Here is a 24,100-nt window from a genome sequence, read left to right as displayed (position 1 = left end):
GTGGAGAACCGCGTACTTGTCACCGCCGTCATCGCTGAAATCAAGATTTTGCGATACACGCCGGCCGGGCTACCTGCTGTAGATGTTGTGCTGGAGCACCGCTCCATCCAGACCGAAGCAGCCCAACCCCGACAAGTCAATGCCGTGCTCAAGGCGGTTGCCTTTGGTGCACTGGCAGAGCGAATCGCTCGGCAGGCTGTAGGGAGCACCTGGACATTCCAGGGTTTTCTGGCCACACCGCGCAACAGCAAATCGCTGGTTCTGCACATCCAGGATATTCAACAAGATACTTATTGAGAGGTCCGAAAATGGCCACGTTCAAGAAATTCAACAAAGACAAGCGCCCAAAGCGCAACACCCAGTCGCTGCTGTTCAAGCGCAAGCGTTTCTGCCGCTTCACCGTGGCTGGCGTCGAAGAAATCGACTACAAGGATGTCGACACCCTGCGTGACTTCGTTGCTGAAAACGGCAAGATCATCCCAGCACGTCTGACCGGCACCCGTGCCATCTACCAACGTCAGTTGAACACTGCCATCAAGCGCGCTCGCTTCCTGGCCATGGTTCCTTACTCTGACCAACACAAGATCTAAGGAGCACGAACATGCAAATCATTCTGCTCGACAAGGTCGTGAACCTGGGCAACCTGGGTGAAATCGTCAAGGTCAAGGACGGCTACGCACGTAACTTCCTGATCCCTTCGGGCCGCGCACGCCGCGCTACCGAAGCTGCGAAGGCTGAGTTCGAAGCCAAGCGCGCTGAGCTGGAAAAGGCTGCTGCTGAGAAGCTGGCTGCTGCACAAGCCCAAGGCGAGAAGCTGGCCGGCCAGACCGTGAAGCTGACCCAAAAGGCAGGTGTCGATGGCCGTCTGTTCGGCTCCGTCACCAACCACGACATCGCTGATGAACTGGGCAAGATGGGCTTCCAAGTGGTCAAGTCGCAAGTGCGTCTGCCTAACGGTCCTATCAAGACCGTGAGCGAGACCGCTGTGGAAGTGGCTCTGCACACCGACGTGGTGGTGGAAGTGACCGTGTCCGTCTACGGCGAACACGTGTAATTTCTCACGCTTTGCGTTGGAAGCCGCCTTCGGGCGGCTTTTTCGTTCCCGGCCGCAGCGTCTCGCCGGGATGCGGGTTTTGCGCACCGCTGCCAGCCTTGCGCGGCATCTGCGCTATTCTTGTGGATTGCTGGCTGCCAAGCTGGCGTTTGCTCATTTGGATTCCCCATGTCAGAGACCTTTCCTCCCCTGGATGACGCTGCCTTCATCACCCCCGACAAGCAGGTGGCACAGCTGCGCATACCGCCGCATTCGATCGAATCGGAGTCCAGCGTGCTCGGTGGCCTGCTGCTGGACAACAATGCCTGGGACCGCGTCGGCGATGTGCTGGCCGAGGACAACTTCTACCGCCATGAGCACAAGCTGATCTTTGCGGCGATGGCCAGCATGATCAATGCCGGCAAGCCCGCCGATGTGATCACGGTCTATGAGCACCTGCAAAGCATCGGCAAGGCCGAGGAAGTGGGCGGGCTGGCCTACCTGAACCAGCTGGCCCAGTATGTGCCCAGCGCCACCAATATCCGCCGCTATGGCGAGATCGTGCGCGAGCGCTCGATTCTGCGCAAGCTGGTCACTGCCAGCGACGAGATCGCCACCAATGCCTTCAACCAGCAGGGCAAGACGGTGGACCGCATTCTGGACGAAGCCGAGCAGAAGATCTTTGCCATCGGCGAAGAAGGCTCGCGCATGAAGCAGGGCTTCCAGTCGCTGGACAACCTGGTCGTGGACTTGCTCGACCGGGTGCAGGAGATGGCGGACAACCCGGTCGACGTGACGGGTGTGCCCACCGGCTTTGCCGACCTGGACCGCATGACCAGTGGCCTGCAGGCCGGTGACCTGGTGGTGCTGGCCGCGCGCCCTTCGATGGGCAAGACCTCGTTTGCGGTGAACATTGCCGAGCATGTGGCGCTCAACGAAGGCCTGCCGGTGGCCATCTTCTCGATGGAAATGGGCGCCGCCCAATTGGCGGTGCGTATCGTGGGCTCGATTGGCCGGGTGAACCAGGGCAATCTGCGTACCGGCAAGCTGACCGATGAGGAGTGGCCGCGTCTGTCCGAGGCGATCGAGCGGCTGCGTACGGTCTCGCTGCACATCGACGAGACGCCGGGCTTGACACCATCGGAGCTGCGCGCCAACTCGCGCCGCCTGGCCCGCCAGTGCGGCAAGCTCGGCCTGATCGTCGTCGACTACCTGCAGCTGATGAGTGGCTCGGGCTCCGCGGCCAGCTCGGACAACCGGGCGACCGAGCTGGGTGAGATCTCGCGGGGTTTGAAGATGCTGGCCAAGGAGCTGCAATGCCCGGTGATTGCGCTGTCACAGCTCAACCGCTCGGTGGAGCAGCGCACCGACAAGCGCCCGATGATGTCCGACTTGCGGGAATCGGGCGCCATCGAACAGGACGCGGACATCATCATGTTCATCTACCGCGATGACTACTACAACAAAGAGAGCAACGAGCCCAATGTGGCCGAGGTCATCATCGGCAAGCAGCGTAACGGCCCGACCGGCACGGTCAAGCTGTTCTTCCAGAAGAACCAGACCCGCTTTGAAAACCTGGCGGTGGGCGGCGACGACTATTGATGCCGGGCAGGGCCGGGCAGGCTGGCGCAGCGCTCAGTCCTGCTGCCCCTGGCTTTGCTGGATCACCCACTGCTCGAAGGCCTGCAGCGCCGGCGAAGGCTCGCGGTACGTAGGGTAGCTGAACCAGTAGCTCTGCGTGCCCGGCAAGGTCTGGGTATGGGCGGGAATCACCTGGCCGGCTTCCAGCGCGGTTTGCACCAGCACCTCAGGCACCAGGCCCACGCCCAGGCCAGCGGCAGCGGCCATGATGACCATCGAGAACAGCTCATAGCGCGGACCGCGCGAGGCCTGTACCGAGTAATCCCAGCCCAGGCCGCTGTACCAGTCGCGCCAGGCGGCGGGGCGGCTTTCCAGGCCGATGTGCACCAGCTGCTGCCAGTCCTCCTGTGTGGCCAGCGCATGCTGCGCCGCAAAGGCGGGGCTGCAGATGGGGATGCAGGCACCATCGCGTGCAATGCGCTGGCCCTGGGTCTTGGACCAGAGGCCGTCGCCCGAGTAGATGGCGCCGTCAAAGCCGCTTTCCTCGAACGCAAACGGCTCTGAGCGCACCGACAGGTGGACGTGGATGTCCGGGTGCTGCTGCGCAAAGGCCGGCAGGCGCGGCACCAGCCACTGCGTGGCAAAGCTGGAGACGACGGCCAGGTGGATCGCATAACCCTGCGCGCGGCTGTTGGCGATCTCTTGCGTATCGCGCTCCAGGCCATTGAGGTGCACGCGCACGCGCTGCGCATATCGTTTACCCGCATCCGTCAGCATGACGCGGCGTTTGTGGCGCACAAAAAGCGGCACGCCCAGCCGGTCCTCCAGCGCCGCCACATGGCGGCTGACGGCACTGGCCGTCAACGCTAACTCATTGGCAGCGCGGGAGAAATTGCCGTGCCGGGCCGAGGCTTCAAAAGCCATCAACAGGCCGATATTGGGAATCGCGTTGCGCATGGATGGAGACTTTGTTCAAAAAACGCACTATGTCTCACCATTTTCTCATTTTGTTGTTCCTGATAGTTCACATAGTATTTTTAAGTTCGGCACTTCAGCCCGCGCGCCGTGCCTGCTGACCGCCGCATGTCCCGATGTGCAGCCCTGTCACCGGCGGGGTGTACCAAGGGCTGTGCCTGCGTTTGTGCCTGCCGCGCCTTAAGCTGCAGGGCAGCGCCCCCATCATGGTCCGGGCCCGCCGAGTGGACCGGACAGTTTCTGTTGTGATAGTGAATAGGAAAGACGAGCGATGACGCAATCCACCCAACGTTTGAACGATATCCTGAAGGCGCTTGCGCTCGACTTGAAGCCATTGGCAGGCCAGGACATCACCAGCCGCTCGCCTGCCGATGGCGCCACCCTGGCCGTGTTGAAGGCCCACAGCGCGCAGCAGGCGCAGGACGCCATTGCCGCAGCCCACCAGGCCTACCTGCAGTGGCGCACCGTGCCCGCACCGGTGCGTGGTGAGCTGGTGCGCCGCTTTGGCCAGACCCTGCGCCAGCACAAGGCCGCGTTGGGCGCGCTGGTGTCGATCGAGGCGGGCAAGATCACCTCCGAGGGCCTGGGCGAAGTCCAGGAAATGATCGATATCTGCGACTTTGCCGTTGGCCTGTCGCGCCAGCTCCATGGCCTGACGATTGCCAGCGAGCGCCCTGGCCACCGCATGATGGAAACCTGGCACCCGATGGGCGTCGTGGGCATCATCTCGGCCTTCAACTTCCCGGTGGCCGTCTGGTGCTGGAACAGCGCGCTGGCGCTGGTCTGCGGCGACGCGGTGGTCTGGAAGCCTTCCGAGAAGACCCCGCTGACCGCCGTGGCCTGCCAGCACCTGCTGGAGCAGACCATTGCCGCCTTCAACCAGGAGCAGCCCGGCGCCGTGCCGGCCGGCCTGGCCCAGCTGCTGATTGGTGCCCGTGAAGTGGGCGAGGTGCTGGTGGACAGCCCCCTGGTGCCCGTGGTCAGCGCCACCGGTTCGACCCGCATGGGCCGCCAGGTCGGCGTCAAGGTCGCCGAGCGCTTTGGCCGTTCCATCCTGGAGCTGGGTGGCAACAACGCGATGATCGTCACACCGTCGGCCGACCTGGAACTGGCCGCCCGCGCCATCACCTTTGCCGCGGTCGGTACCGCTGGCCAGCGTTGCACCACATTGCGCCGCCTGATCGTGCACAAATCGGTGGCCGACCAGCTGGTGGCCCGCCTGGAAAAGATCTATGGCAGCGTCACCGTCGGTGACCCGCTGACCGACGGCACCCTGGTGGGTCCGCTGATCGACAAGGCCTCGTTCGACGGCATGCAGGCCGCACTGGCCCAGGCCAAGGAAGAGGGCGGCACCGTCATCGGCGGCCAGCGCGAGCGCGAAGACCTGGGCCAGGACGCCTACTATGTGCGTCCCGCGCTGGTGAAGATGCCTGCGCAGACCAAGGTGATGGAGCACGAAACCTTCGCCCCGATCCTGTACATCGTCACCTACGAAGGCAGCGCCGACGATGCGATCGCCGTGCAGAACGCCGTGCCCCAGGGCCTGTCGTCGGCCATCTTTACCAGCGACCTGCGCGACGCCGAGCGCTTCATGTCGCCGGCCGGCAGTGACTGCGGCATTGCCAACGTCAATATCGGCACCTCGGGTGCGGAAATCGGTGGCGCCTTCGGCGGCGAGAAGGAAACCGGCGGTGGCCGCGAATCCGGCTCGGACGCCTGGAAGGGCTATATGCGCCGTGCCACCAACACCATCAACTACAGTGGCGCGCTGCCACTGGCGCAAGGCGTACGCTTTGACGTGTGATGGGCGGGCAGCTGCCGTCTGGCACAGTGGGCATGCAGCCCGCTGCCCGGGCTGGCAGCGCTCCCAACCGGGGCGGCCGCTGCGCCGCCGGGTATGTGCTGCCAGCGCAGGCCACTGATATGCCTGTGCCCGGTGCGGCCTCCCGCCCAGACAGGGGCTCGGCGCTCCTGCCTCCTACCACTCCAGCATCCGCCAAGGGCTGGCCTGCCACTGCTGCAGGCCAGCCCTTGGTGCATCAGATGCTGCCGTTTTTTGCGGCGCTGCGCAGCCTTTTGCTGCGCTGGCGCAATGTGTACCCTGGCCAGATGCGGTCCAATCCCTCGCTTCTGGCGCATCGATGACAAGACCAAGGAGACAAGACATGGCAGACAAGCAACAAGCACGCACCGGTGGCCAGCTGGTGGTGGACCAGCTGCTGATCCACGGCGTGCAGCAGATTTTCACGGTGCCGGGCGAGAGCTTTCTGGCGGTGCTCGATGCGCTTTATGACGCGCCCATCGAAACGACGATCTGCCGCCAGGAGGGCGGCGCCGCGATGATGGCCGAAGCGCAAGGCAAGCTCACCGGCCAGCCCGGGATCTGCATGGTCACGCGGGGGCCTGGCGCGACGAACGCCTCGGCCGGGCTCCATATCGCGATGCAGGACTCGACCCCAATGGTCCTCTTCGTTGGACAGATCGAGCGCTCGGCGCGCGGGCGCGAGGCCTTCCAGGAGCTGGACTACCGCGCCGTGTTTGGCAGCATGGTCAAGTGGGCAACCGAGATCGATGATGCGGCGCGCATCCCCGAGACCATTGCGCGCGCGTTTGCGGTGGCCACCAGCGGCCGCCCCGGCCCGGTGGTGATCGCGCTGCCTGAGGACATGCTGCGCGATGCCGTCATGGTGCCCGATGCCCGCCGCTACCAGCCCGCGCCCGCGCACGCCGCCGATGCCGATGTGGCTGCCGTGGTGGCCCAGCTGGCCGCTGCGCACAACCCCATCATCATTGCCGGTGGCTCGCGCTGGAGTGCGCAGGCCCATGCGGATATCGCCGCCTTTGCCGCGGCCCATGCGGTGCCGGTGGCCTGCTCGTTCCGCCGCCAGATGCTGTTTCCCGCGCTGCACGGCAACTATGCCGGCGATGTGGGCCTGGGCGTCAATCCCAAGCTGATCGAGCGCATCAAGCAGGCGGATCTGGTAGTGCTGCTGGGCGGCCGCATGTCCGAGGTGCCATCGCAGGGCTACAGCCTGCTGGGCATTCCGGCCAGCAGCGGCCAGCGGCTCATCCATGTGCATCCGGATCCGGACGAGCTGGGCCGGGTCTACCAGGCCGACCAGGCGGTCGTGGCCGCGCCCGACTCCTTCTGCGCGGCGCTGGCCCGCCAGCCCGCCGCTGCGCCGCGCGCCGAGCGCCAAGCGCTGGTGCAGCAGGCCCATGCCGACTACCTGGCCTGGAGCAACCCCGCGCCGATCCAGGTGCCCGGCGCGCTGCAGATGGGCCAGCTGATGGCCCATCTGCGCGAGGTGCTGCCGGCCGATACGGTCTGGTGCAATGGCGCTGGCAACTTTGCCACCTGGGTGCACCGCTTCTGGCCGTTTACCCACTACGGCAGCCAGCTGGCCCCCACCAGCGGCAGCATGGGCTATGGTCTGCCGGCCGCTGTGGGCGCCAAACGGCTGAACAAGCAGCGCAGTGTCGTCTGCATTGCCGGCGATGGCGACTTTCTGATGCATGGCCAGGAGTTTGCAACCGCCGTGCAGTACCAGCTACCCGTCATCGTGCTGCTGATCGACAACGGCATGTACGGCACCATCCGCATGCACCAGGAGCGCGACTATCCGAACCGGGTCAGCGCGACCGAGCTGCGCAACCCCGACTTTGTCGCCTATGCCAAGGCCTTTGGCGGCAATGCGGCCCTGGTCGAGAAGACTGAAGACTTTGCACCTGCGCTGGCTGCCATGCGCAGCTGGGCTGAACAGCACCAGCTGCCGGTGATCCTGCACTGCAAGCTCGATCCGCAGGCCATCACTCCGGCCCGCAGCCTGAACCAGATCCGCGGCACCGGCGTTTAAGCGCCGGCCGAACGCACAAAAAAAGGCACCGAGCTAAAACTCGGTGCCTTTTTGTTGGGCTTTTGGCCTGGGCGTTGGCGGAGACTGTGACGCCTCCGCTGCAGCTTAGATAGGCTTACAGCACATCGCTGGCAAAGTCGGCCAGGCGCGAGCGCTCGCCCCGTGCCAAGGTGATGTGGCCGCTGTGGGGCCAGCCCTTGAAGCGGTCCACCACATAGGTGAGGCCCGAGGAGCCTTCGGTCAGGTAGGGCGTATCGATCTGCGCCAGATTGCCCATGCAGATGATCTTGGTGCCGGGGCCGGCGCGGGTGATCAAGGTCTTCATCTGCTTGGGTGTCAGGTTCTGTGCCTCGTCAATGATCACGTACTTGTTCAGGAACGTGCGGCCGCGCATGAAGTTCATGCTCTTGATCTTGATGCGGCTGCGGATCAGGTCATTGGTGGCAGAGCGCCCCCACTCACCCGGGTTGCCGCCGTCGCCCTTGGCCAGGAACTCCAGGTTGTCGTCCAGCGCGCCCATCCAGGGGCCCATCTTCTCTTCTTCGGTGCCTGGCAGAAAGCCGATGTCCTCGCCCACGCTGACGGTGGCACGGGTCATGATGATCTCGGTGTAGCGGCGCTCGTCCAGTACCTGGTTCAGACCTGCGGCCAAGGCCATCAAGGTCTTGCCGGTACCCGCCGTACCGGCCAGCGTGACAAAGTCCACATCCGGGTCCATCAGCAGGTTCATCGCGAAGTTCTGCTCGCGGTTCCGTGTGGTCACGCCCCACACATTGTTCTTCTGGTGGCCGTAATCCTTCAAGGTCTCCAGCACGGCGGTCTTGTCGCGGATCTCGATCACACGGGCGAACAGGCTGTTCTCGCCGGGTGCCTCGTAGTAGACGAACTGGTTGATGTGCAACTGCTGGGTGATGGCGCCGCTGATGCGGTAGCAGGTGGAAGCGCCCGATTGCCAGCTCTCGACCTTCTTGCCGACCTTGGCCCAGAAATCCAGCGGCAGCTGCAGCATGCCGGTGTAGAGCAGGTCGCCGTCTTCCAAGGTCTTGTCGTTCTGGTAGTCCTCTGCCTCCAGGCCCAGCGCACGCGCCTTGACGCGCATGTTGATGTCCTTGGAGACGAGCACCACAGGGCGGTCCGGATGGCGCTGGCGCAGTGCCTCCACGACGCCGAGGATCTGGTTGTCTGCCTTGCCCTGGGGCAGGCTCTCGGGCAGTTGGTAAGTCAGCGGCTCGGTCTGGAAGAACAGGCAGCCGCTGGCGCCCTTCTGGCCGGTGGCATCGAGGCGAATGCCCTGGGCCAGATGGGCCTCCTGGCTGGCGACCAGCGCATCGAGCGTGCGGCTGGCCTGGCGGCCATTGCGGGCCACTTCGGTCATGCCCTTCTTGTGGCCATCGAGCTCTTCGAGCACGATCATCGGCAGGTAGATGTCGTGCTCTTCAAAGCGGAACAGGCTGCTGGGGTCATGCAGCAGCACATTGGTGTCGAGCACGAAAAGCTTGGCCTTGTCGCTGCGCGGCTTGGCGGCCTTGGCAGGCTTGCTGGCCGGCACCGGGCTGGTTTCCGCCACGGCAGGGTTGCGCGCAGCTCGCGCAGGCTTGGCGGCAGCTGGCACCTTGGCGTTTGCGGCCACCGGCGCAGGGGCGTGCACCGGGGCAGCGGCGGCCGCCCCTTTCTTGCTGCGGCTGCCGGCCTTGGGCGCGGCAGCGGCTTGTGCGCGGCGGGGTGCGGGCGCAGCGGCCACGGCGGCGGGCGCCGGGTCCAGGTCAAAAAGATCGTCGTCTTGTTCATCGCGCGCAGCGGCGGCGGATGCACGGGATTTGGCGTTGGTCTTGGCGGAAAAGTCACCAGCGGCAAGCTGGCTGCCACGGCGGGTAGGTGCGGGAGGCAAGGGCATGGAGCTCGGGGCCTTTATCTAAACACTCGCCTAATGGGCGAACTCACTCCGAACGCCTGCCACCCGGATGCAAAAAAGGCCATCTCGCAAGCAAGACAGCCTTTTTCATGGGGGATGACAGAACAATCCGGACTCACATACATATGGAGCCCATTATGCACATTCTGGACGTCTCGGAACCGGCAATCGCCGTCAGCGATAGCGGCACCTGGCCAGAAAGACGGAAACAGCAACGGCGCGCATCCGCAGATCGCGCGCCGCCGCACTGGTTCTGCCTGGCAGAAGGACTTAGGCAGCCTTCTTTTGCGCAGCCTTCATCGATTTGACGGCCTTGAGCACTTCTTCGACGTGGCCCAGTACCTTCAGACCGCGCCATTCCTGCACCAGCAGGCCATCAGGGCCGACCAGGAAGGTCGAGCGTTCGATGCCCTTGACCTTCTTGCCGTACATGATCTTGTTCTTGACGACGCCGAACATGTGGCACAGCTTTTCTTCGGTATCAGCGATCAGCTCGAACGGCAGCTCGAGCTTCTCCTTGAAGTCGTCGTGCGACTTCATGTTGTCGCGCGACACGCCGAAGACGGCTGCACCGGCCTTGACGAAGTCCGCGTACTTGTCGCGGAATTGCATGGCTTCGGTGGTGCAACCGGGGGTGTTATCCTTGGGGTAGAAGTACAGCACCAGAATTTGCCCCTGATGCGACGTGTTGGAGACCTTCAGGCCTCCGGTCGCTTGTGCTTCAAATTCTGGCAAGGGTTTGTTGACAACAACAGCCATAGCTCTCTATTTTCTCCGGAGTAATCGCAAAAAGGCCGCAGGAATCAAAGTATTCATCTAGTTGTTATTCAGGCCCGCGGCCGCAAGCGAGTATTTTAACCCGAATCGAAATATTTATCGAGCCCCCCTGATAAACACAGGCTATCGATTGTGGTTATAGCGCAGGTGCCTCTACGAGGGCGGCCAGTAACACCTTGCGTCCTTCACCCGCCAATACGTTGTAGGTACGGCACGCAGCGGGCGTATCCATCGTCTCGAAGCCGATACGTTTTGCAATCAGCGGAGCCAGCCAAGCCGGCGAAGGAAAACGTAACCGATTGCCACTGCCGAAAATGATCGTTTCCACATCGGCTTCTGCGAGCTGGGCGAAATGGGCAGGCCCCAGGTCTTCGAAGCGTGTGCAGTCCCAGGCTTGCAGGCTCCCGCTGGAGCTGACGACGAGGCTGTGCGTGTAGGACTGCTTGTCCACCGCCAGCCAGCCCGGGCCGTAGCCTGTGATGGTCAAGGTGTCGGATTTGTCGGGCTGGAACTTCATGGCGCGGGCTTTCGGCAAACAGGGGGCAAACACGGGCAGGGCGCGCTGCGGCAGGCACAGGGAGCCACTACAGGGCGATCAACGCAAGGATCTGTGGTCAAATTATAGTTTTCACCTAGTTGGATTGTGGGTTCGAGGTGTTGGCATGGTTGCCCACCGGCTGCAATCCCTTGTTTTCAGAGGTAGTGGTTTCTGTCATGAAGACGATTCAAAAATCCGCCAAGCTGGCCAATGTGTGTTACGACATTCGAGGGCCGATCATGGACGCGGCGAAGCGGATGGAGGACGAAGGACAGAAGATCACCAAGCTCAACATCGGCAACCTGGCGGTGTTCGGCTTCGATGCCCCTGAAGAGGTGCAGCAGGACATGATCCGCAACCTGCCCAATTCGGCAGGCTACTCGGACAGCAAGGGCATCTTTGCGGCGCGCAAGGCGGTGATGCACGAAACCCAGCGCCTGGGCATCAAGGGTGTGGGTCTGGATGACATCTACCTGGGCAATGGCGCATCCGAGCTGATCAGCCTGGCCACCAATGCCTTGCTCGATACCGGCGACGAGATGCTGCTGCCGGCCCCTGATTACCCGCTGTGGACCGCGGCCACCAGCCTGTCCGGCGGCACGCCGGTGCACTACATGTGCGACGAAGAAAACGGCTGGATGCCCAACCTGGCCGACATCCGCGCCAAGATCACGCCCCGCACCAAGGGCATCGTCGTCATCAACCCCAACAACCCCACGGGCGCGCTGTACTCCGATGCACTGCTGCGCGACATCGTGCAGATCGCGCGTGAGCATGGCCTGGTCATCTTTGCCGATGAGGTCTATGACAAGGTGCTGTACGAAGATGCCAAGCACACACCGATGGCCTCGCTGTCGCAGGATGTGCTGACCATCACCTTCAATTCGCTGTCCAAGGCCTACCGCAGCTGCGGCTACCGCGCCGGCTGGATGGTGATCTCCGGCGACAAGAGTGGCGCTGCCGACTATATCGAGGGCCTGAACATGCTCTCGAACATGCGCCTGTGCGCCAATGTGCCGGGCCAGTGGGCCGTGCAGACCGCGCTGGGCGGGCACCAGAGCATCGACGAGCTGGTGCAAGAGGGCGGCCGCCTGCGCAAGCAGCGCGACCTGGCCTGGGAGCTGATCAATGCCATCCCCGGTGTCAGCTGTGTCAAGCCCCAGGGCGCGCTGTACATGTTCCCCAAGCTCGACCCTGCGATCTACCCGATCGAGGACGACCAGGAGTTTTTCCTGCAGGTGCTCAAGGAGACCCGCGTGATGCTGGTCCAGGGCACCGGCTTCAACTGGCCACGGCCTGACCACTTCCGCATCGTGTTCCTGCCCCATGAGGCGGACCTGCGCGAAGCGATCAACCGCCTGGCCGCGTTCCTGGCCAAGTACCGCCTTCGCCATGGAACCGATCAGCTGGCGCAGGCCCATAAGGCCGATATCAAGCTGGTCAAGACCAAGGCAGAAAAATCCGCCGCCTGAGTCGCCCCTTCCCTGTCTGACAACAACGGGCGTCCTGCTGGGCGCCTTGTTGGTTATTCAACGTATCCAAGAGAATTTATGAAACCGATCCAAGTAGGCTTGTTGGGCATCGGCACCGTCGGTAGCGGTGTGTTCAACGTGTTGCAACGTAACCATGACGAAATTCGCCGCCGCGCGGGCCGCGATATTGCCGTGACCATGGTGGCCGACCTGGACGAAACCCGTGCCCGTGCCGTGGTGGGTGACCAGGTGGCCGTGGTCAAGGACGCCCGCGAGGTCATCGCCCATCCCGATATCGATGTGGTCATCGAGTTGATCGGCGGCTACGGCGTGGCCAAGACGCTGGTGCTGGAGGCGATTGCCGCTGGCAAGCATGTGGTGACGGCCAACAAGGCCTTGCTGGCGGTGCATGGCTCCGAGATTTTCAAGGCTGCTGCCGACAAGGGCGTGATGGTCGCCTACGAAGCGGCCGTGGCAGGCGGCATCCCGATCATCAAAGCGCTGCGCGAAGGCCTGACCGCCAACCAGATCCAGTGGATCGCCGGCATCATCAACGGCACCACCAACTTCATCCTGTCCGAGATGCGCGACAAGGGCCTGGACTTTGACGTGGTGCTGAAAGAAGCGCAACGCCTGGGCTATGCCGAGGCCGACCCGACCTTCGATATCGAAGGCGTCGATGCGGCCCACAAGGCCACGTTGATGAGCGCCATCGCCTTTGGTGTGCCCGTGCAATTCGACAAGGCCTACGTCGAGGGCATCACCAAGCTGTCGTCGATCGATATCCGCTACGCCGAGCAGCTGGGCTACCGCATCAAGCTTCTGGGCATCACCAAGCGCACCGACAAGGGTATCGAGCTGCGCGTGCATCCGTCGCTGGTGCCCGCCAAGCGCCTGATCGCCAACGTGGAAGGCGCGATGAATGCGGTGGTGGTGCATGGCGATGCCGTGGGCACGACCCTGTACTACGGCAAGGGCGCGGGCTCCGAGCCCACCGCCTCGGCCGTGATTGCCGACCTGGTCGATATCGCCCGCCTGGAAGGCGCCGATGTGGCCCACCGCGTGCCGCCGCTGGCCTTCCAGAGCAGCACCCTGCGCGAAGCGGGCCAGGAGCTGCCGGTGCTGCCGATGGCCGACATCACCACCAGCTACTACCTGCGCATGCGGGTTGCCGATGAGGCGGGCGTGCTGGCCAAGGTCACCGGCCTGCTGGCGGGTGCGGGCATCAGCATCGATGCCGTGCTGCAGCGCGAAGCCGATGAAATCGGGGGTGAGGGCTCGACCCAGACCGACCTGATCATCCTGACGCACGAGACGCGCGAAGGCGACATGGACAAGGCGCTGGCGCAAATCCAGGGCCTGCCGACCGTGCTGGCGCCGATCACCCGTATCCGCAAGGAAGAGTTGAACTAGACCTGCAGTGCGACGCTGCGGCCGCAAGGCCTGGCGTCTGCCGCTCCCTGAACCGCCTGTGGCCTCTCCGGCCCTGGCGGTTCTCTTTTTTCTGCCTCCCGCTGCCGTAGCGGGACGCGCATCATTCTGTTACTTGTCGGTTTGTTTACATCATTATTTTTATAAATAATTGCCGCTCACAAATGCAGTGCTTCGGGTCCGGTCCCGCAGACGCTGTCCATCGATAACAAAAGGAAGTTGCACTATGTCGGAGACCGACAAGAAATGGATGGCGCTGGCCAAGCGCTGGGGGGTGTTGTTCGGGATTCCGTTGCTGATGCTGGCCATCGGCGTCTGGCAGTGGTCGCGGGCGGATACGCCGGTCTCCGATGTGGGCGCGCAGATCGCCGAGTACCAGCAGGTGGTGCGCCAACTCGAGGCGATCGAGGCTGAAAAACCGGGGCGCCGCGCAACGGTGCGGGACAGTGAGGGCAAGGAGCACCCGGTCTGGAAGGTGAAGAACGACTACCTGATGGCCATCAAGGACCTGCAAAACCAGGGTTTGAATGTCACTACCCGTAACTTGCAGCCGGTGCTGGCCGGCTGCACCATCGCGTTCAGCGTGTTGGCGCTGCTGTGGTCGGCACTGGGCATGGTCTACCAGCGGGGCATGGGCGCCAAGGCGATGCAGTCGCGCGAGCAGCTGCTTGCCACGTTCCAGAAGGGTCGCAAGCTCCTGCCCACCTATATGGTGGTCATGGTGCTGCTGCTGTTTGGTGCAGCCATCCCGCTGCTGGTCTACGAGATGATGCCTATCCTGCGCCACCGCAACTACAGCAAGGGTGACATGAAGCTGATGTTCATCCTCGGCGGCCTGGCGCTGTTCCTGCTGTACTCGGGCTGCAAGGTGCTCGTCGATGTCTGGAAAGCTTCGCGCAAGCCGCTGGAGAACGAGCCCATCGACGTGATGGGCCAGACCGTCAGCCGCCAGCAGGCGCCCGAGCTGTGGGCCTTTGTCGACAGCGTGGCGGCCAAGACCGGCGCAGGCCTGCCCGATACCTTGGTGGTGGGTTTGAACGAGGGCTTTTTTGTGACCGAGCATCCGGTGCAGCTGGCCAGCGGCGCCTTGCTGCCCCAGGGGCGGGTGTTGTATTTGCCGTTGCCGTACCTGGCCTTTCTCAATGCCGGCGAAGTTGCGGCGGTGATCGGCCACGAACTGGGCCACTTCATCGGCGAAGACACGCTCTACAGCCAGCGCTTCTCGCCGATCTACAGCGCCACCATCCACCACCTGGTGGCCATCAGTGGCGGCGAGCGTTATGAGGAGTCCTGGATGGACATCCTGCGCCGGCCTGCCACCTTGTTTGGCGAGATGTTTCTGGACAGCTTCCACGAAGCGGTGCGCTACTGGAGCCGCAAGCGCGAGCTGGCCGCCGATGCCGTGGGGGCGCAGGTGGTCAGCCCGCAGGCCGTTGCCTCATCGCTGCTGCGCATCAGCGCACTGGCTCCGCTGGTGGAGGAGGCGTTGCAGGCCAATTGGGACCGGGGTGAGACGGTCGAAGGCGGTGTGCTGGGCCATGTGCGCCAGCTGGTCGCCACCAAGGGTATGACCGACCCCAGCGAGCACCTGGACCAGCGCCAGGCCCACCCCACCGACACCCATCCCGAGTTGGCCGAGCGCCTGGCGGCGCTGGGAGTGCCCGTCAGTCCCGAACTGCTGGCCCGCGCGATGGATGCCCAGGGCAGCCCGCTGCTGCAGGAGTTTGGGCTGGAGCAGGGCGCGCCTGCGGCTGGCAGCCGCACCTTGGCCGGCGCGGTGGCGCCCGCTGCCGTGGTTGATATGAATGCCGCGTTGCAAAACGAGCTCAGCAGTGCGGCAGCGGCCAACCGCAGCGCCAAGCTGGTGGAGCTGCGCGAGATCGCGGCCCTGGCGACGCCCGAGACGGTGATCCATGAGCGCTCGGTCTTCATGATGGGTTTGTTCTGCTTTCTGGCCCTGGCCTGCTTTGGCGGGGCGGTGGCCTTGTTCATCGCGGGCCTGCATGCCGCCATTGGTGCCGGGGTGCTGGCCGGTGGTGTTGTCTGCCTGTGGGTCGCGCGGCTGTTCTGGCGCGATGGCCAGAGCCCGGCGATGGTGCTGCAGCCCGCAGGTGTGCGCCTTTTCAACGCGCAGCAGTTGCTGCCCTGGTCGGCGATCGATGACTTTCAGTTCAACCAGGCCAACCATATGCTCACCGTCATCATGGCCCTGGAGCCCGGTGTGCAGCCGCCTGCCATGGGCGTGGGCAAGCGCCGCGCCCAGTTCCAGAAGAAAAAGCAGCGGGTCGTGGTGATGCTCAAGGGCGTCAAGAAGATGAAGAACCAGGCTTTTGCCGAGCTGCTGGTGAACCAGTGGCGCGCCTACTACGCCCGCCAGGAGCTGGCGCGCATGGGCGAGCGGGTCTAGGAACCATCTGCAAGACGCCCCGCCGTGGTCAGAAAACGGACTCGGTCGATCCGCGTCCATCCCATTGGGCGAGGGTTGTGCAGCGGATCGCTGACGGCTGCACCACCACCGAGCCAGGCCCTCGACCTTGTCCGGGGTTTTTTTATGCCGGCGGCTGCCATCAGGATCGCAGCCTGGCCGCTGCTCCGCGCTGCAGTGGCCCACATTCCTGCGCAAGCTGTGCCGGTACTGGCGTCTGCAGGATAATAGGTGGTTGCTCCTTGCCCGCGAGCGGGCTGTGTCCACTTATTTCGCACCCTCCATGCTGTATCTCTCCACGCGCGGCCATGCCGAACAAAAACGTTTTTGCGACATTTTGCTCGAGGGCCTGGCGCCCGATGGCGGTCTGTACATGCCGGTGCAGTACCCGCAGATTGACGATGCCAAGCTGACCGCGTTGCGCGAGACGCTCCGCAACCAGGGCTATGCCGCGCTGGCGTTCGAGATCCTGTCGCTGTACATCGACGACATCCCGGCCGAGGACCTGCGCGCGCTGTGCAACAAGACCTATACCGAGGCGGTGTTCGGCACGGCGGCGATTGTGCCGGTGCGCCAGCTCGAAGGCCAGCTGATGATCGAGGCGCTCTCCAATGGGCCCACCTTGGCCTTCAAGGACATGGCCATGCAGCTGCTGGGCAACCTGTTCGAGTACGAACTGGCGCGCCGTGGCGAAGAGCTCAATATTCTGGGTGCCACCAGTGGCGACACCGGCAGCGCGGCGGAATACGCGATGCGCGGCACAAAGGGCGTGCGCGTGTTCATGACCAGCCCGCACGGCCGCATGAGCCCCTTCCAGCAGGCACAGATGTTCAGCCTGCAGGACGAGAACATCCACAACATCGCCATCGAAGGCGTGTTTGACGACTGCCAGGACATCGTCAAGGCGGTCAGCAATGACCACGCCTTCAAGGCGCAGTACAAGATCGGCACCGTCAACTCGATCAACTGGGCGCGCCTGCTGGCCCAGGTGGTCTACTACTTTGCCGGCTACCTGCAGGTCACCACTCAGAACAGCGAAAAGGTGAGCTTCACGGTGCCGAGCGGCAATTTCGGCAATGTCTGCGCCGGCCATGTGGCGCGCCAGATGGGCCTGCCCATTGCCAAGCTGGTGGTGGCCACCAACGAAAACGACGTTTTGGACGAATTCTTCCGCACCGGTGTCTACCAGGTGCGGGGCGCTGCCCACACCTTCGAGACCTCCAGTCCGTCGATGGACATCTCCAAGGCCAGCAACTTCGAGCGCTTTGTGTTCGACCTGGTCGGCCGCGATGGCGCCCGCCTGCAGCAGCTATTCTCGCAGGGCGTGGCCCAAGAGGGCCGCTTTGACCTGCAGGCCGATCCGGCCTTCAAGGATGCGGCGGGCCGCTATGGCTTTGTCAGCGGCAAGAGCAGCCATGCCGACCGCCTGGCCACCATCCAGGACACCTACCAGCGCCTGGGCCAGATGATTGACACCCACACCGCCGACGGCGTGAAGGTGGCGCGTGAGCACCTGGGGGCCGAGCCGATGATCGTGCTGGAAACTGCGTTGCCGATCAAGTTCGCCGCCACCATCGAAGAGGCGCTGGGCCGCCTGCCCGAACGCCCCGCCAAGTTCGACGGCATCGAAGCGCTGCCCAAGCGCGTGGTGGTGATGCCTGCCGATGTGGACCAGGTCAAGACCTATATCCAGGACCACTGCCGCTGAGCAGGCTGCGCTTTTGCTGCCGCCGCGTGCCTGGGTGCCGGGCGGGCCGTGGGATCATCAAGGAGGGTCGGTATGCAGGTGGTGTGTTTTGCGGGCTATTCCGGCAGTGGCAAGACGACCTTGATCGAGCAGGTCATCCCGGTGCTGACCGCGCAGGGACAGCGGGTGTCGGTCATCAAGCATGCCCACCATCGCTTTGACATCGACACGCCCGGCAAGGACACCTGGCGCCACCGCCAGGCGGGCGCCTACGAGGTGCTGGCCGCCTCCGACCAGCGCGTGGTGCTGATGCGCGAGCTGCCCCGGACACAGGAGCCTGATGTGCATGCGCTGATCGCCCAGCTCGACCGCCAGGTGGACTGGGTGCTGGTGGAAGGCTTCAAGGACTGTGACCTGCCCAAGCTGGAAGTGCTGGCCAATGCGCCGGAAGCCAGTGGCAAGGCGCCGCTTTACCCGCAGGATGCGGCCGTGCAGGCCGTGGTGCTGTCGGCGGCCCGGCAACTGCTGCCCGCCACGGCCTTGCCGCAGCTGCCCCGCGATGCGCCCGGCGCCGTGGCACAGTGGCTGCTGGCACACAGCGCCCGCTTTGCCTATACGCCGCCCTGTGTCTTTGCGATCAATAGCGCCGGCTGAGCGGGCCGTATCGATGTTCGGCCTGCCTGAAGGCGGCCGCCAACCCAAGGAATGATTGAGATGAACAGCCAGCCCCGTCCCCCGTTGAAATCGCTCGATGCCGCGCTGGCCGAGCTGCTGGCGCATGCCCAGCCGCTGGAAGGCCATGAGCTGCTGAATACCTTTGATGCCGACGGCCGCGTGCTGGCGCAGGACCTGGTCGCTGCGCTGCAGGTGCCGCCTTTCGACAACAGCGCGATGGATGGCTATGCGCTGCGCGCCGCCGACCTGAGCGGGCCAGAACAGGCCTTGCCGGTCAGCCAGCGCATCGCGGCAGGCAGCCTCGGCCAGCCGCTGGCTGCCGGCACCGCCGCCCGTATCTTTACCGGGGCGGCCGTGCCAGAGGGCGCCGATGCGGTGGTGATGCAGGAAGAGTGCAGCGTGCTGGACGATGGCCGGGTGCAGATCCATGCGTCGGTCAAAGCAGGGCAGAACATCCGCAAAAGCGGCGAGGACATGCAACTGGGCAGCACGGTGCTGACTGCCGGCACGCGCCTGGGCCCTGCCGAGCTGGGCCTGGCCGCCAGCATGGGCTGTGCCCGCTTGCCGCTGGCGCGCCGCCCGCGCGTGACCCTGTTCTCCACCGGTGATGAGCTCGTCATGCCCGGCGATGTGGAACCCCAGGACCTGCCCGCCGGCAGCATCTACAACAGCAACCGCTTCTTCTTGCGTGCCATGCTGCAGCGCCTGGGCTGCGAAGTGCGAGACATGGGCATCGTGCCCGACAGCTACGAGGCGACGGTGGCAGCGCTGCAGGATGCGGCGCAGCACAGCGACCTGGTGCTGACCAGCGGGGGCGTGTCCGTTGGTGAGGAAGACCATGTCAAGCCGGCCGTGCAAGCGCTGGGCAGCCTCGATCTGTGGGCGATCGCGATCAAGCCGGGCAAACCCTTTGCGTATGGACGCGTGGGCCAAACCCATATCATCGGCCTGCCGGGCAACCCGGTCTCCAGCTTGGTGACCTTTGCGCTCCTGGTGCGGCCTTTTCTGCTGCGCTTGCAGGGTGTGCAGGCGCTGGCGCCGCAGGCGATCGATATGCGCGCCGACTTTGACTGGCCACGTGCCGACAAGCGCCGCGAGTTCTTGCGGGTGCGCATCAATGTGCAAGGGGGGCTGGACCGGTTTGCCAACCAGGGCTCGGGCGTGCTGACCTCGGCCGTCTGGGCCGATGGCCTGGTCGACAACCCGCCCGGCCAGACGATTGCGCAGGGCGACACGGTGCGCTTTGTGCCCTTTGCCCAGCTGCTGGGCTGATCCCAGGCCTGCCCACGGGGAGAACGCGATGACCATGAAAACCGTACAGCTGCGCTATTTTGCAAGCATCCGCGAGGCCATTGGCAGCGGCAGCGAGGCCTTTGTCACCGGCGCCAGCACCGTCGCCGAGCTGCGCGAGGCCCTGCTGGCGCGGGGCGAGCCCTATGCCAGCTGCCTGGCCCGGGGGCGCGCCGTGCGCACCGCCGTCAACCAGGTGCTCAGCGACGAAAGCGCGGTACTGGAAGCGGGCGCCGAGGTGGCGTTTTTTCCGCCGGTGACGGGCGGTTAAGAAACCTTAAGCAGCGCCATCTTCTGCGGGGCTGGGCAGCAGCAACTCGGGCGCTTTCCATTCCAGCAGTTCGGACAGGCGCAGCACCACCCAGCGGGCTTCCTCGGCGCTGATGCCGGCGTCCGGTGTCTGCAGACCGCTGTAGATGGTCTGCAAAATGGCGCTCTCCGACGGCGCGCTTTGGTGGTAGAGGATCTGCGCCTGCTCGACCAGCATCTGCGCCAGGTCTTCGCAGAGCTCATAGCGCTGGGCGATCTCGTCGAGCGGCTGGCGCAGGCGCTGGTTGCGGCCCTGGAACAGGGCGATGAAGGAATCAGGGACAAAGATCTGGCTGCCGTCTTGCATGGGTGTCCGTGTGGTGGGTGGTGGGCGCGCCGGCGCGTTCTCAGGGCGTGAAACGCTTTTCAAAGCGGGCCACGTCCTCCAGCAGTTCGAAGGTCACGACCTGGCCCATCTTCTGATCGCTCTCTCGGCAGGCGGCATAGACGCTGGTCTTGCCGACCAGGTCCATCGCGGGAATGTCGATGATCGCGTAAGGGTAGGGCACGAACACATGGTGCTCGAACACGATGCGGTGCTGGTTGCGTGGATTGGGGTAGAGCAGGAAGCCGTGGGCCTGCAGGGTCTGACTGGGCATGGAAACCATCCAAATAAAAAACGGGCCTTGCACCATGGCGGGCCGGGAGCGGACCAGGGAATCCGTCCAAGCCTTGCCGGGTGCAAAAGCACTAGTGTGCCGCAATCGCAAAGCGGCCGTCGCCTGCGCTGGTTTGTGCAAGGCGCCGGATGGCCGTGCTAGGCTTGGGTCCTGTTGCCTTTTTTGCCGAGACGCTGCCATGCTGCACACCCATATCGCCGTACAGACCGCTGACTTTGATGTGAGCGAGGAGCTGCGGCTGCTGCGCGCCGACGATGGCCGCATCGGCGCGGTCTGCAGCTTTGTCGGCACCGTGCGCGACCGCAATGCCGGCAGCCAGGTGGCGGCTATGGAGCTGGAGCACTACCCCGGCATGACGGAAAAATCGATTGCCCGGATGGTCGAGGCCGCCAGCCAGCGCTTTGACATCTTTGGCGCCCGCGTCATCCACCGCGTGGGGCTGCTGGCGCCAGGTGACCAGATTGTGCTGGTTGCCGTCTCCTCCGCGCACCGGGGCGAGAGCTTCCAGGCCTGCGAGTTCTTGATGGACTACCTCAAGACCGAGGCGCCGTTCTGGAAGAAGGAAGACACGCCCGAGGGCGCACGCTGGGTCGATGCCCGCGTCAGCGATGAGGCCGCGATGGCGCGCTGGGGGTGGCCCCAGCGCTGACAGCGACCGGCCTGTTTGCGCCGGTCTTGACCGGGCGCAAGCAATTGGGGGCACATTGCTGCTGCAATGGATGCGGGGAGCAGGGCCGCCATGGGCACCGTTGCAGCCGTAGGAGCAGGCGTACAGCATCTGGCGATGCGCGCCGGCACGACCTATATGTGCGGCGAGGTTCTTGAAAATTCGAGGTCCAGCGCAAAATATTCCCCAGTAACAATTGTTGAGTGGGAACATTCATGCGAATCGACAAACTGACAACCAAATTTCAAGAAGCGCTGGCCGACGCCCAATCGTTGGCCCTGGGCAATGACAATGCCTATATCGAACCGGTCCATGTGCTGGCGGCCATGCTGCGCCAGCCCGATGGTCCCAAATCGCTGCTGGCGCGCGCAGGCGCCAATGCCACGGCGATGAGCACGGCGGCAGAAAACGCGATCAAGCGCCTGCCGCAGGTGCAAGGCCAGGACCAGGTCACCGTGGGTCCCGATCTGCAGCGCGTGCTGCAGGCCACCGAGAAGGAGGCCATCAAGCGTGGCGACCAGTTCTATGCCAGCGAGCTGTTTTTGCTCGCGCTCACCGATGACAAGGGGGAGGCGGGCCGCATCGTCAAGGAAGGCGGCCTGAGCCGCAAGGCGCTGGAAGCGGCGATCGACGCCGTGCGCGGCGGCCAGGCCATGGACAGCGCCGATGGCGAGAGCCAGCGCGAAGCCCTGAAGAAATACACCTTGGACCTGACCGAGCGCGCCAAGCTGGGCAAGCTTGACCCGGTCATTGGCCGCGATGACGAGATCCGCCGCACCATCCAGGTGCTGCAGCGCCGCAGCAAGAACAATCCGGTGCTGATCGGTGAGCCCGGCGTGGGCAAGACGGCTATCGTCGAAGGCCTGGCCCAGCGCATTGTGGCCGGTGAAGTGCCGGACACCTTGCGCGACAAGAAGGTGCTGGTGCTGGATATGGCCGGCCTGCTGGCCGGTGCCAAGTACCGGGGCGATTTCGAAGAGCGCCTCAAATCCGTGCTCAAGGAAGTCGCGCAGGAAGAGGGCCGGGTGATTCTCTTCATCGACGAGATCCACACGATGGTGGGCGCCGGCAAGGCCGATGGCGCGATGGATGCGGGCAATATGCTCAAGCCTGCGCTGTCGCGTGGCGAGCTGCACTGCATTGGCGCCACCACCCTGGACGAGTACCGCAAATACATCGAGAAGGATGCGGCGCTGGAGCGGCGCTTCCAGAAGGTGCTGGTCAACGAGCCCTCGGTGGAAGACACCATTGCGATTCTGCGCGGCCTGCAGGAAAAGTACGAGGCCCACCATGGTGTGGACATCACCGACCCGGCCATCGTGGCGGCGGCCGAGCTGTCTGCACGCTATATCACCGACCGCTTCCTGCCCGACAAGGCGATCGACCTGATCGACGAGGCTGCGGCCAAGATCAAGATCGAGATCGACTCCAAGCCCGAGGTCATGGACAAGCTCGAGCGCCGCATGATCCAGCTCAAGATCGAGCGTGAGGCGATGAAGAAGGAAAAGGACGAGGCCTCGCAAAAGCGCCTGTCGCTGATTGAAGAGGACCTGTCCAAGATCGAGCGCGAATACGCCGACATGGAAGAGATCTGGAAAGCCGAGAAGGCCGACGCGATGGGCTCGGAGCAGCTGCGCAAGGAGCTGGACCAAGTGCGCTTCCAGATCCAGGAAGCCACCCGCAGCGGTGACTTCAACAAGGTCGCCGAGTTGCAATACGGGAAGCTGCCTGCGCTGGAAAAGCAGCTGGCTGAAGTACAGGCCGATGAGAAGAGCGAAGGGGCCAAGGACAAGGGCCACAAGCTGCTGCGCACGCAGGTGGGTGCCGAAGAGATTGCCGAAGTGGTCAGCCGCGCCACGGGGATTCCTGTGTCGAAGATGATGCAGGGCGAGCGTGACAAGCTGCTGCGCATGGAAGACAAGCTCCATGAGCGCGTGGTGGGCCAGGACGAGGCGATCTCCGCCGTCTCCAACGCGATCCGCCGTTCGCGCTCGGGCCTGTCCGATCCGAACCGCCCCACCGGCTCCTTCCTGTTCCTGGGCCCGACCGGCGTGGGCAAGACCGAGCTGTGCAAGGCGCTGGCGGGCTTCCTGTTTGACAGCGAAGACCACCTGATCCGCATCGACATGAGCGAGTTCATGGAAAAGCACTCGGTCTCGCGCCTCATCGGTGCGCCTCCGGGGTATGTCGGCTATGACGAAGGCGGTTACCTGACCGAGGCCGTGCGCCGCAAGCCTTACAGCGTGATCTTGCTCGACGAGGTGGAAAAGGCCCATCCGGATGTGTTCAATATCCTGCTGCAGGTGCTGGACGACGGCCGCCTGACCGATGGCCAGGGCCGCACGGTGGACTTCAAGAACACCGTCATCGTGATGACCAGCAATATCGGCTCGCAACTGATCCAGGCGATGGTCGGCGAATCGTATGAGGATGTAAAAGACGCGGTCTGGGGGGAACTGAAAAACCATTTCCGTCCCGAATTCCTCAACCGCATCGATGAGACCGTGGTGTTCCATGGCCTCGACGCCCAGCACATCGAGTCGATTGCACGCATCCAGCTGAAGCAACTCGAAAATCGCCTGGCGAAGATGGACCTGCATCTGCAGGTCTCCGATGCGGCGATGGCGGAACTGGCCAAGGTGGGCTTCGATCCGGTGTTTGGTGCCCGGCCGCTCAAGCGGGCGATCCAGCAGCGCATCGAGAATCCGTTGTCCCGGCTGCTGCTCGAGGGGGTTTACCCGCCCAAGAGCAATATCCCGGTGACCGTGGATCCGGTGCAGGCACCTGGCGAGTTCCATTTTGGCAAGGCGCAAGTGCAGTAATGTGCTGAGTGAGGGGCCATGCATAATCA

The 24,100-nt window shown here is 64.0% G+C and carries 22 protein-coding genes; 15 read left to right on the top strand and 7 right to left on the bottom strand.

Going from position 1 to position 24,100, the window contains the following annotated elements; genetic code table 11:
• Genes priB through rplI form a run of 3 tightly spaced genes read left to right on the top strand, consistent with a single transcriptional unit; the run spans position 1 to position 1,054 of the window.
• Positions 1-297 carry a primosomal replication protein N gene (priB, locus tag MJ205_RS14825; protein WP_239809170.1) on the top strand — a complete coding sequence of 99 codons (297 nt, stop codon included), beginning with the start codon at positions 1-3 and terminating at the stop codon, positions 295-297.
• An 11-nt stretch (positions 298-308) separates the two neighbouring features.
• Entirely contained in the window at positions 309-590 is a 282-nt protein-coding gene (gene rpsR, locus MJ205_RS14820) for a 30S ribosomal protein S18 (RefSeq protein WP_021028346.1), read from the top strand.
• 11 nt (positions 591-601) lie between these two features.
• Positions 602-1,054, top strand: coding sequence for a 50S ribosomal protein L9 (gene rplI / locus MJ205_RS14815; RefSeq protein ID WP_239809169.1), 453 nt, complete (start codon positions 602-604; stop codon positions 1,052-1,054).
• 4 nt (positions 1,055-1,058) lie between these two features.
• Here the strand turns inward: rplI and MJ205_RS14810 are convergent, their stop codons facing one another.
• Positions 1,059-1,211, bottom strand: a complete 153-nt coding sequence (locus MJ205_RS14810) for a hypothetical protein (protein WP_239809168.1) — start codon at positions 1,209-1,211, stop codon at positions 1,059-1,061.
• 11 nt (positions 1,212-1,222) lie between these two features.
• Between MJ205_RS14810 and dnaB the strand changes: the two genes are divergently transcribed.
• A complete protein-coding gene (gene dnaB / locus MJ205_RS14805) occupies positions 1,223-2,635 on the top strand; it encodes a replicative DNA helicase (protein WP_133855424.1) in 1,413 nt (470 codons plus the stop codon).
• Between the two features lie 33 nt (positions 2,636-2,668).
• Here the strand turns inward: dnaB and MJ205_RS14800 are convergent, their stop codons facing one another.
• Positions 2,669-3,571 (bottom strand): LysR substrate-binding domain-containing protein, encoded by a 903-nt coding sequence (locus MJ205_RS14800; protein WP_239809167.1) that lies wholly within the window; start codon positions 3,569-3,571, stop codon positions 2,669-2,671.
• A 289-nt stretch (positions 3,572-3,860) separates the two neighbouring features.
• Between MJ205_RS14800 and amaB the strand changes: the two genes are divergently transcribed.
• Together amaB and MJ205_RS14790 are read left to right on the top strand one after the other, a co-directional pair.
• The gene (amaB, locus tag MJ205_RS14795; protein WP_239809166.1) at positions 3,861-5,393 is read left to right on the top strand and encodes an L-piperidine-6-carboxylate dehydrogenase; all 1,533 of its coding nucleotides are present in this window, start codon (positions 3,861-3,863) and stop codon (positions 5,391-5,393) included.
• 361 nt (positions 5,394-5,754) lie between these two features.
• Entirely contained in the window at positions 5,755-7,446 is a 1,692-nt protein-coding gene (locus tag MJ205_RS14790; RefSeq protein WP_239809165.1) for a thiamine pyrophosphate-binding protein, read from the top strand.
• Between the two features lie 115 nt (positions 7,447-7,561).
• Here the strand turns inward: MJ205_RS14790 and MJ205_RS14785 are convergent, their stop codons facing one another.
• The 3 genes from MJ205_RS14785 to MJ205_RS14775 all read right to left on the bottom strand — a co-directional run bounded on the left by MJ205_RS14785 (position 7,562) and on the right by MJ205_RS14775 (position 10,652).
• Positions 7,562-9,340: a PhoH family protein gene (locus MJ205_RS14785; protein ID WP_239809164.1), complete on the bottom strand. Its 1,779-nt coding sequence runs from the start codon at positions 9,338-9,340 to the stop codon at positions 7,562-7,564.
• Positions 9,341-9,628: 288 nt separating this feature from the next.
• Positions 9,629-10,117 (bottom strand): peroxiredoxin, encoded by a 489-nt coding sequence (locus tag MJ205_RS14780; protein WP_239809163.1) that lies wholly within the window; start codon positions 10,115-10,117, stop codon positions 9,629-9,631.
• Between the two features lie 154 nt (positions 10,118-10,271).
• Positions 10,272-10,652: an Mth938-like domain-containing protein gene (locus tag MJ205_RS14775; RefSeq protein ID WP_239809162.1), complete on the bottom strand. Its 381-nt coding sequence runs from the start codon at positions 10,650-10,652 to the stop codon at positions 10,272-10,274.
• 197 nt (positions 10,653-10,849) lie between these two features.
• On the opposite strand from MJ205_RS14775, the gene MJ205_RS14770 reads away from it, so the two are divergent.
• The 7 genes from MJ205_RS14770 (at position 10,850) to MJ205_RS14740 (ending at position 19,924) form a co-directional block, all read left to right on the top strand.
• Positions 10,850-12,145, top strand: coding sequence for a pyridoxal phosphate-dependent aminotransferase (locus tag MJ205_RS14770; RefSeq protein ID WP_239809161.1), 1,296 nt, complete (start codon positions 10,850-10,852; stop codon positions 12,143-12,145).
• A gap of 78 nt (positions 12,146-12,223) precedes the next feature.
• Positions 12,224-13,558: a homoserine dehydrogenase gene (locus tag MJ205_RS14765; protein WP_239809160.1), complete on the top strand. Its 1,335-nt coding sequence runs from the start codon at positions 12,224-12,226 to the stop codon at positions 13,556-13,558.
• Between the two features lie 244 nt (positions 13,559-13,802).
• A complete protein-coding gene (locus MJ205_RS14760; protein WP_239809159.1) occupies positions 13,803-15,983 on the top strand; it encodes a M48 family metallopeptidase in 2,181 nt (726 codons plus the stop codon).
• Between the two features lie 301 nt (positions 15,984-16,284).
• A complete protein-coding gene (thrC, locus tag MJ205_RS14755; protein ID WP_239809158.1) occupies positions 16,285-17,709 on the top strand; it encodes a threonine synthase in 1,425 nt (474 codons plus the stop codon).
• Between the two features lie 72 nt (positions 17,710-17,781).
• Positions 17,782-18,342, top strand: a complete 561-nt coding sequence (mobB, locus tag MJ205_RS14750; RefSeq protein ID WP_239809157.1) for a molybdopterin-guanine dinucleotide biosynthesis protein B — start codon at positions 17,782-17,784, stop codon at positions 18,340-18,342.
• A 60-nt stretch (positions 18,343-18,402) separates the two neighbouring features.
• Positions 18,403-19,635, top strand: a complete 1,233-nt coding sequence (locus MJ205_RS14745; RefSeq protein ID WP_239809156.1) for a molybdopterin molybdotransferase MoeA — start codon at positions 18,403-18,405, stop codon at positions 19,633-19,635.
• A 28-nt stretch (positions 19,636-19,663) separates the two neighbouring features.
• The gene (locus MJ205_RS14740; RefSeq protein ID WP_373449965.1) at positions 19,664-19,924 is read left to right on the top strand and encodes a MoaD/ThiS family protein; all 261 of its coding nucleotides are present in this window, start codon (positions 19,664-19,666) and stop codon (positions 19,922-19,924) included.
• A 6-nt stretch (positions 19,925-19,930) separates the two neighbouring features.
• Here the strand turns inward: MJ205_RS14740 and MJ205_RS14735 are convergent, their stop codons facing one another.
• On the bottom strand, positions 19,931-20,269 hold the full coding sequence (locus MJ205_RS14735) for a hypothetical protein (RefSeq protein ID WP_239809155.1): 339 nt from the start codon (positions 20,267-20,269) through the stop codon (positions 19,931-19,933).
• A gap of 40 nt (positions 20,270-20,309) precedes the next feature.
• Positions 20,310-20,561, bottom strand: a complete 252-nt coding sequence (locus MJ205_RS14730; RefSeq protein ID WP_239809154.1) for a hypothetical protein — start codon at positions 20,559-20,561, stop codon at positions 20,310-20,312.
• 199 nt (positions 20,562-20,760) lie between these two features.
• Between MJ205_RS14730 and moaE the strand changes: the two genes are divergently transcribed.
• Both moaE and clpB read left to right on the top strand, forming a co-directional pair.
• Entirely contained in the window at positions 20,761-21,231 is a 471-nt protein-coding gene (gene moaE, locus MJ205_RS14725; protein ID WP_239809153.1) for a molybdopterin synthase catalytic subunit MoaE, read from the top strand.
• 233 nt (positions 21,232-21,464) lie between these two features.
• Complete coding sequence (gene clpB / locus MJ205_RS14720) at positions 21,465-24,071, top strand: ATP-dependent chaperone ClpB (RefSeq protein ID WP_239809152.1); 2,607 nt, start codon at positions 21,465-21,467, stop codon at positions 24,069-24,071.
• Positions 24,072-24,100: the final 29 nt, after the last annotated feature.

It is taken from the genome of Comamonas sp. B21-038 (assembly GCF_022387135.1).
GTDB classification, from domain to species: domain Bacteria; phylum Pseudomonadota; class Gammaproteobacteria; order Burkholderiales; family Burkholderiaceae_C; genus Comamonas; species Comamonas sediminis.
Note: the sequence above shows the minus strand (reverse complement) of the source record. Positions and strands in the feature narration are given on the sequence as shown.

Bases quoted from the DNA above. Each gene is read 5' to 3' on its own strand.
- MJ205_RS14785 (WP_239809164.1), bottom strand. From the start codon at position 9,340: ATGCCCTTGCCTCCCGCACCTACCCGCCGTGGCAGCCAGCTTGCCGCT.
- MJ205_RS14760 (WP_239809159.1), top strand. From the start codon at position 13,803: ATGTCGGAGACCGACAAGAAATGGATGGCGCTGGCCAAGCGCTGGGGG.
- MJ205_RS14740 (WP_373449965.1), top strand. From the start codon at position 19,664: ATGACCATGAAAACCGTACAGCTGCGCTATTTTGCAAGCATCCGCGAG.
- clpB (WP_239809152.1), top strand. From the start codon at position 21,465: ATGCGAATCGACAAACTGACAACCAAATTTCAAGAAGCGCTGGCCGAC.
- moaE (WP_239809153.1), top strand. From the start codon at position 20,761: ATGCTGCACACCCATATCGCCGTACAGACCGCTGACTTTGATGTGAGC.
- MJ205_RS14775 (WP_239809162.1), bottom strand. From the start codon at position 10,652: ATGAAGTTCCAGCCCGACAAATCCGACACCTTGACCATCACAGGCTAC.
- amaB (WP_239809166.1), top strand. From the start codon at position 3,861: ATGACGCAATCCACCCAACGTTTGAACGATATCCTGAAGGCGCTTGCG.
- MJ205_RS14765 (WP_239809160.1), top strand. From the start codon at position 12,224: ATGAAACCGATCCAAGTAGGCTTGTTGGGCATCGGCACCGTCGGTAGC.
- mobB (WP_239809157.1), top strand. From the start codon at position 17,782: ATGCAGGTGGTGTGTTTTGCGGGCTATTCCGGCAGTGGCAAGACGACC.
- dnaB (WP_133855424.1), top strand. From the start codon at position 1,223: ATGTCAGAGACCTTTCCTCCCCTGGATGACGCTGCCTTCATCACCCCC.
- MJ205_RS14745 (WP_239809156.1), top strand. From the start codon at position 18,403: ATGAACAGCCAGCCCCGTCCCCCGTTGAAATCGCTCGATGCCGCGCTG.
- MJ205_RS14780 (WP_239809163.1), bottom strand. From the start codon at position 10,117: ATGGCTGTTGTTGTCAACAAACCCTTGCCAGAATTTGAAGCACAAGCG.
- MJ205_RS14730 (WP_239809154.1), bottom strand. From the start codon at position 20,561: ATGCCCAGTCAGACCCTGCAGGCCCACGGCTTCCTGCTCTACCCCAAT.
- MJ205_RS14790 (WP_239809165.1), top strand. From the start codon at position 5,755: ATGGCAGACAAGCAACAAGCACGCACCGGTGGCCAGCTGGTGGTGGAC.
- MJ205_RS14800 (WP_239809167.1), bottom strand. From the start codon at position 3,571: ATGCGCAACGCGATTCCCAATATCGGCCTGTTGATGGCTTTTGAAGCC.
- MJ205_RS14810 (WP_239809168.1), bottom strand. From the start codon at position 1,211: ATGAGCAAACGCCAGCTTGGCAGCCAGCAATCCACAAGAATAGCGCAG.
- thrC (WP_239809158.1), top strand. From the start codon at position 16,285: ATGCTGTATCTCTCCACGCGCGGCCATGCCGAACAAAAACGTTTTTGC.
- rplI (WP_239809169.1), top strand. From the start codon at position 602: ATGCAAATCATTCTGCTCGACAAGGTCGTGAACCTGGGCAACCTGGGT.
- MJ205_RS14735 (WP_239809155.1), bottom strand. From the start codon at position 20,269: ATGCAAGACGGCAGCCAGATCTTTGTCCCTGATTCCTTCATCGCCCTG.
- rpsR (WP_021028346.1), top strand. From the start codon at position 309: ATGGCCACGTTCAAGAAATTCAACAAAGACAAGCGCCCAAAGCGCAAC.
- MJ205_RS14770 (WP_239809161.1), top strand. From the start codon at position 10,850: ATGAAGACGATTCAAAAATCCGCCAAGCTGGCCAATGTGTGTTACGAC.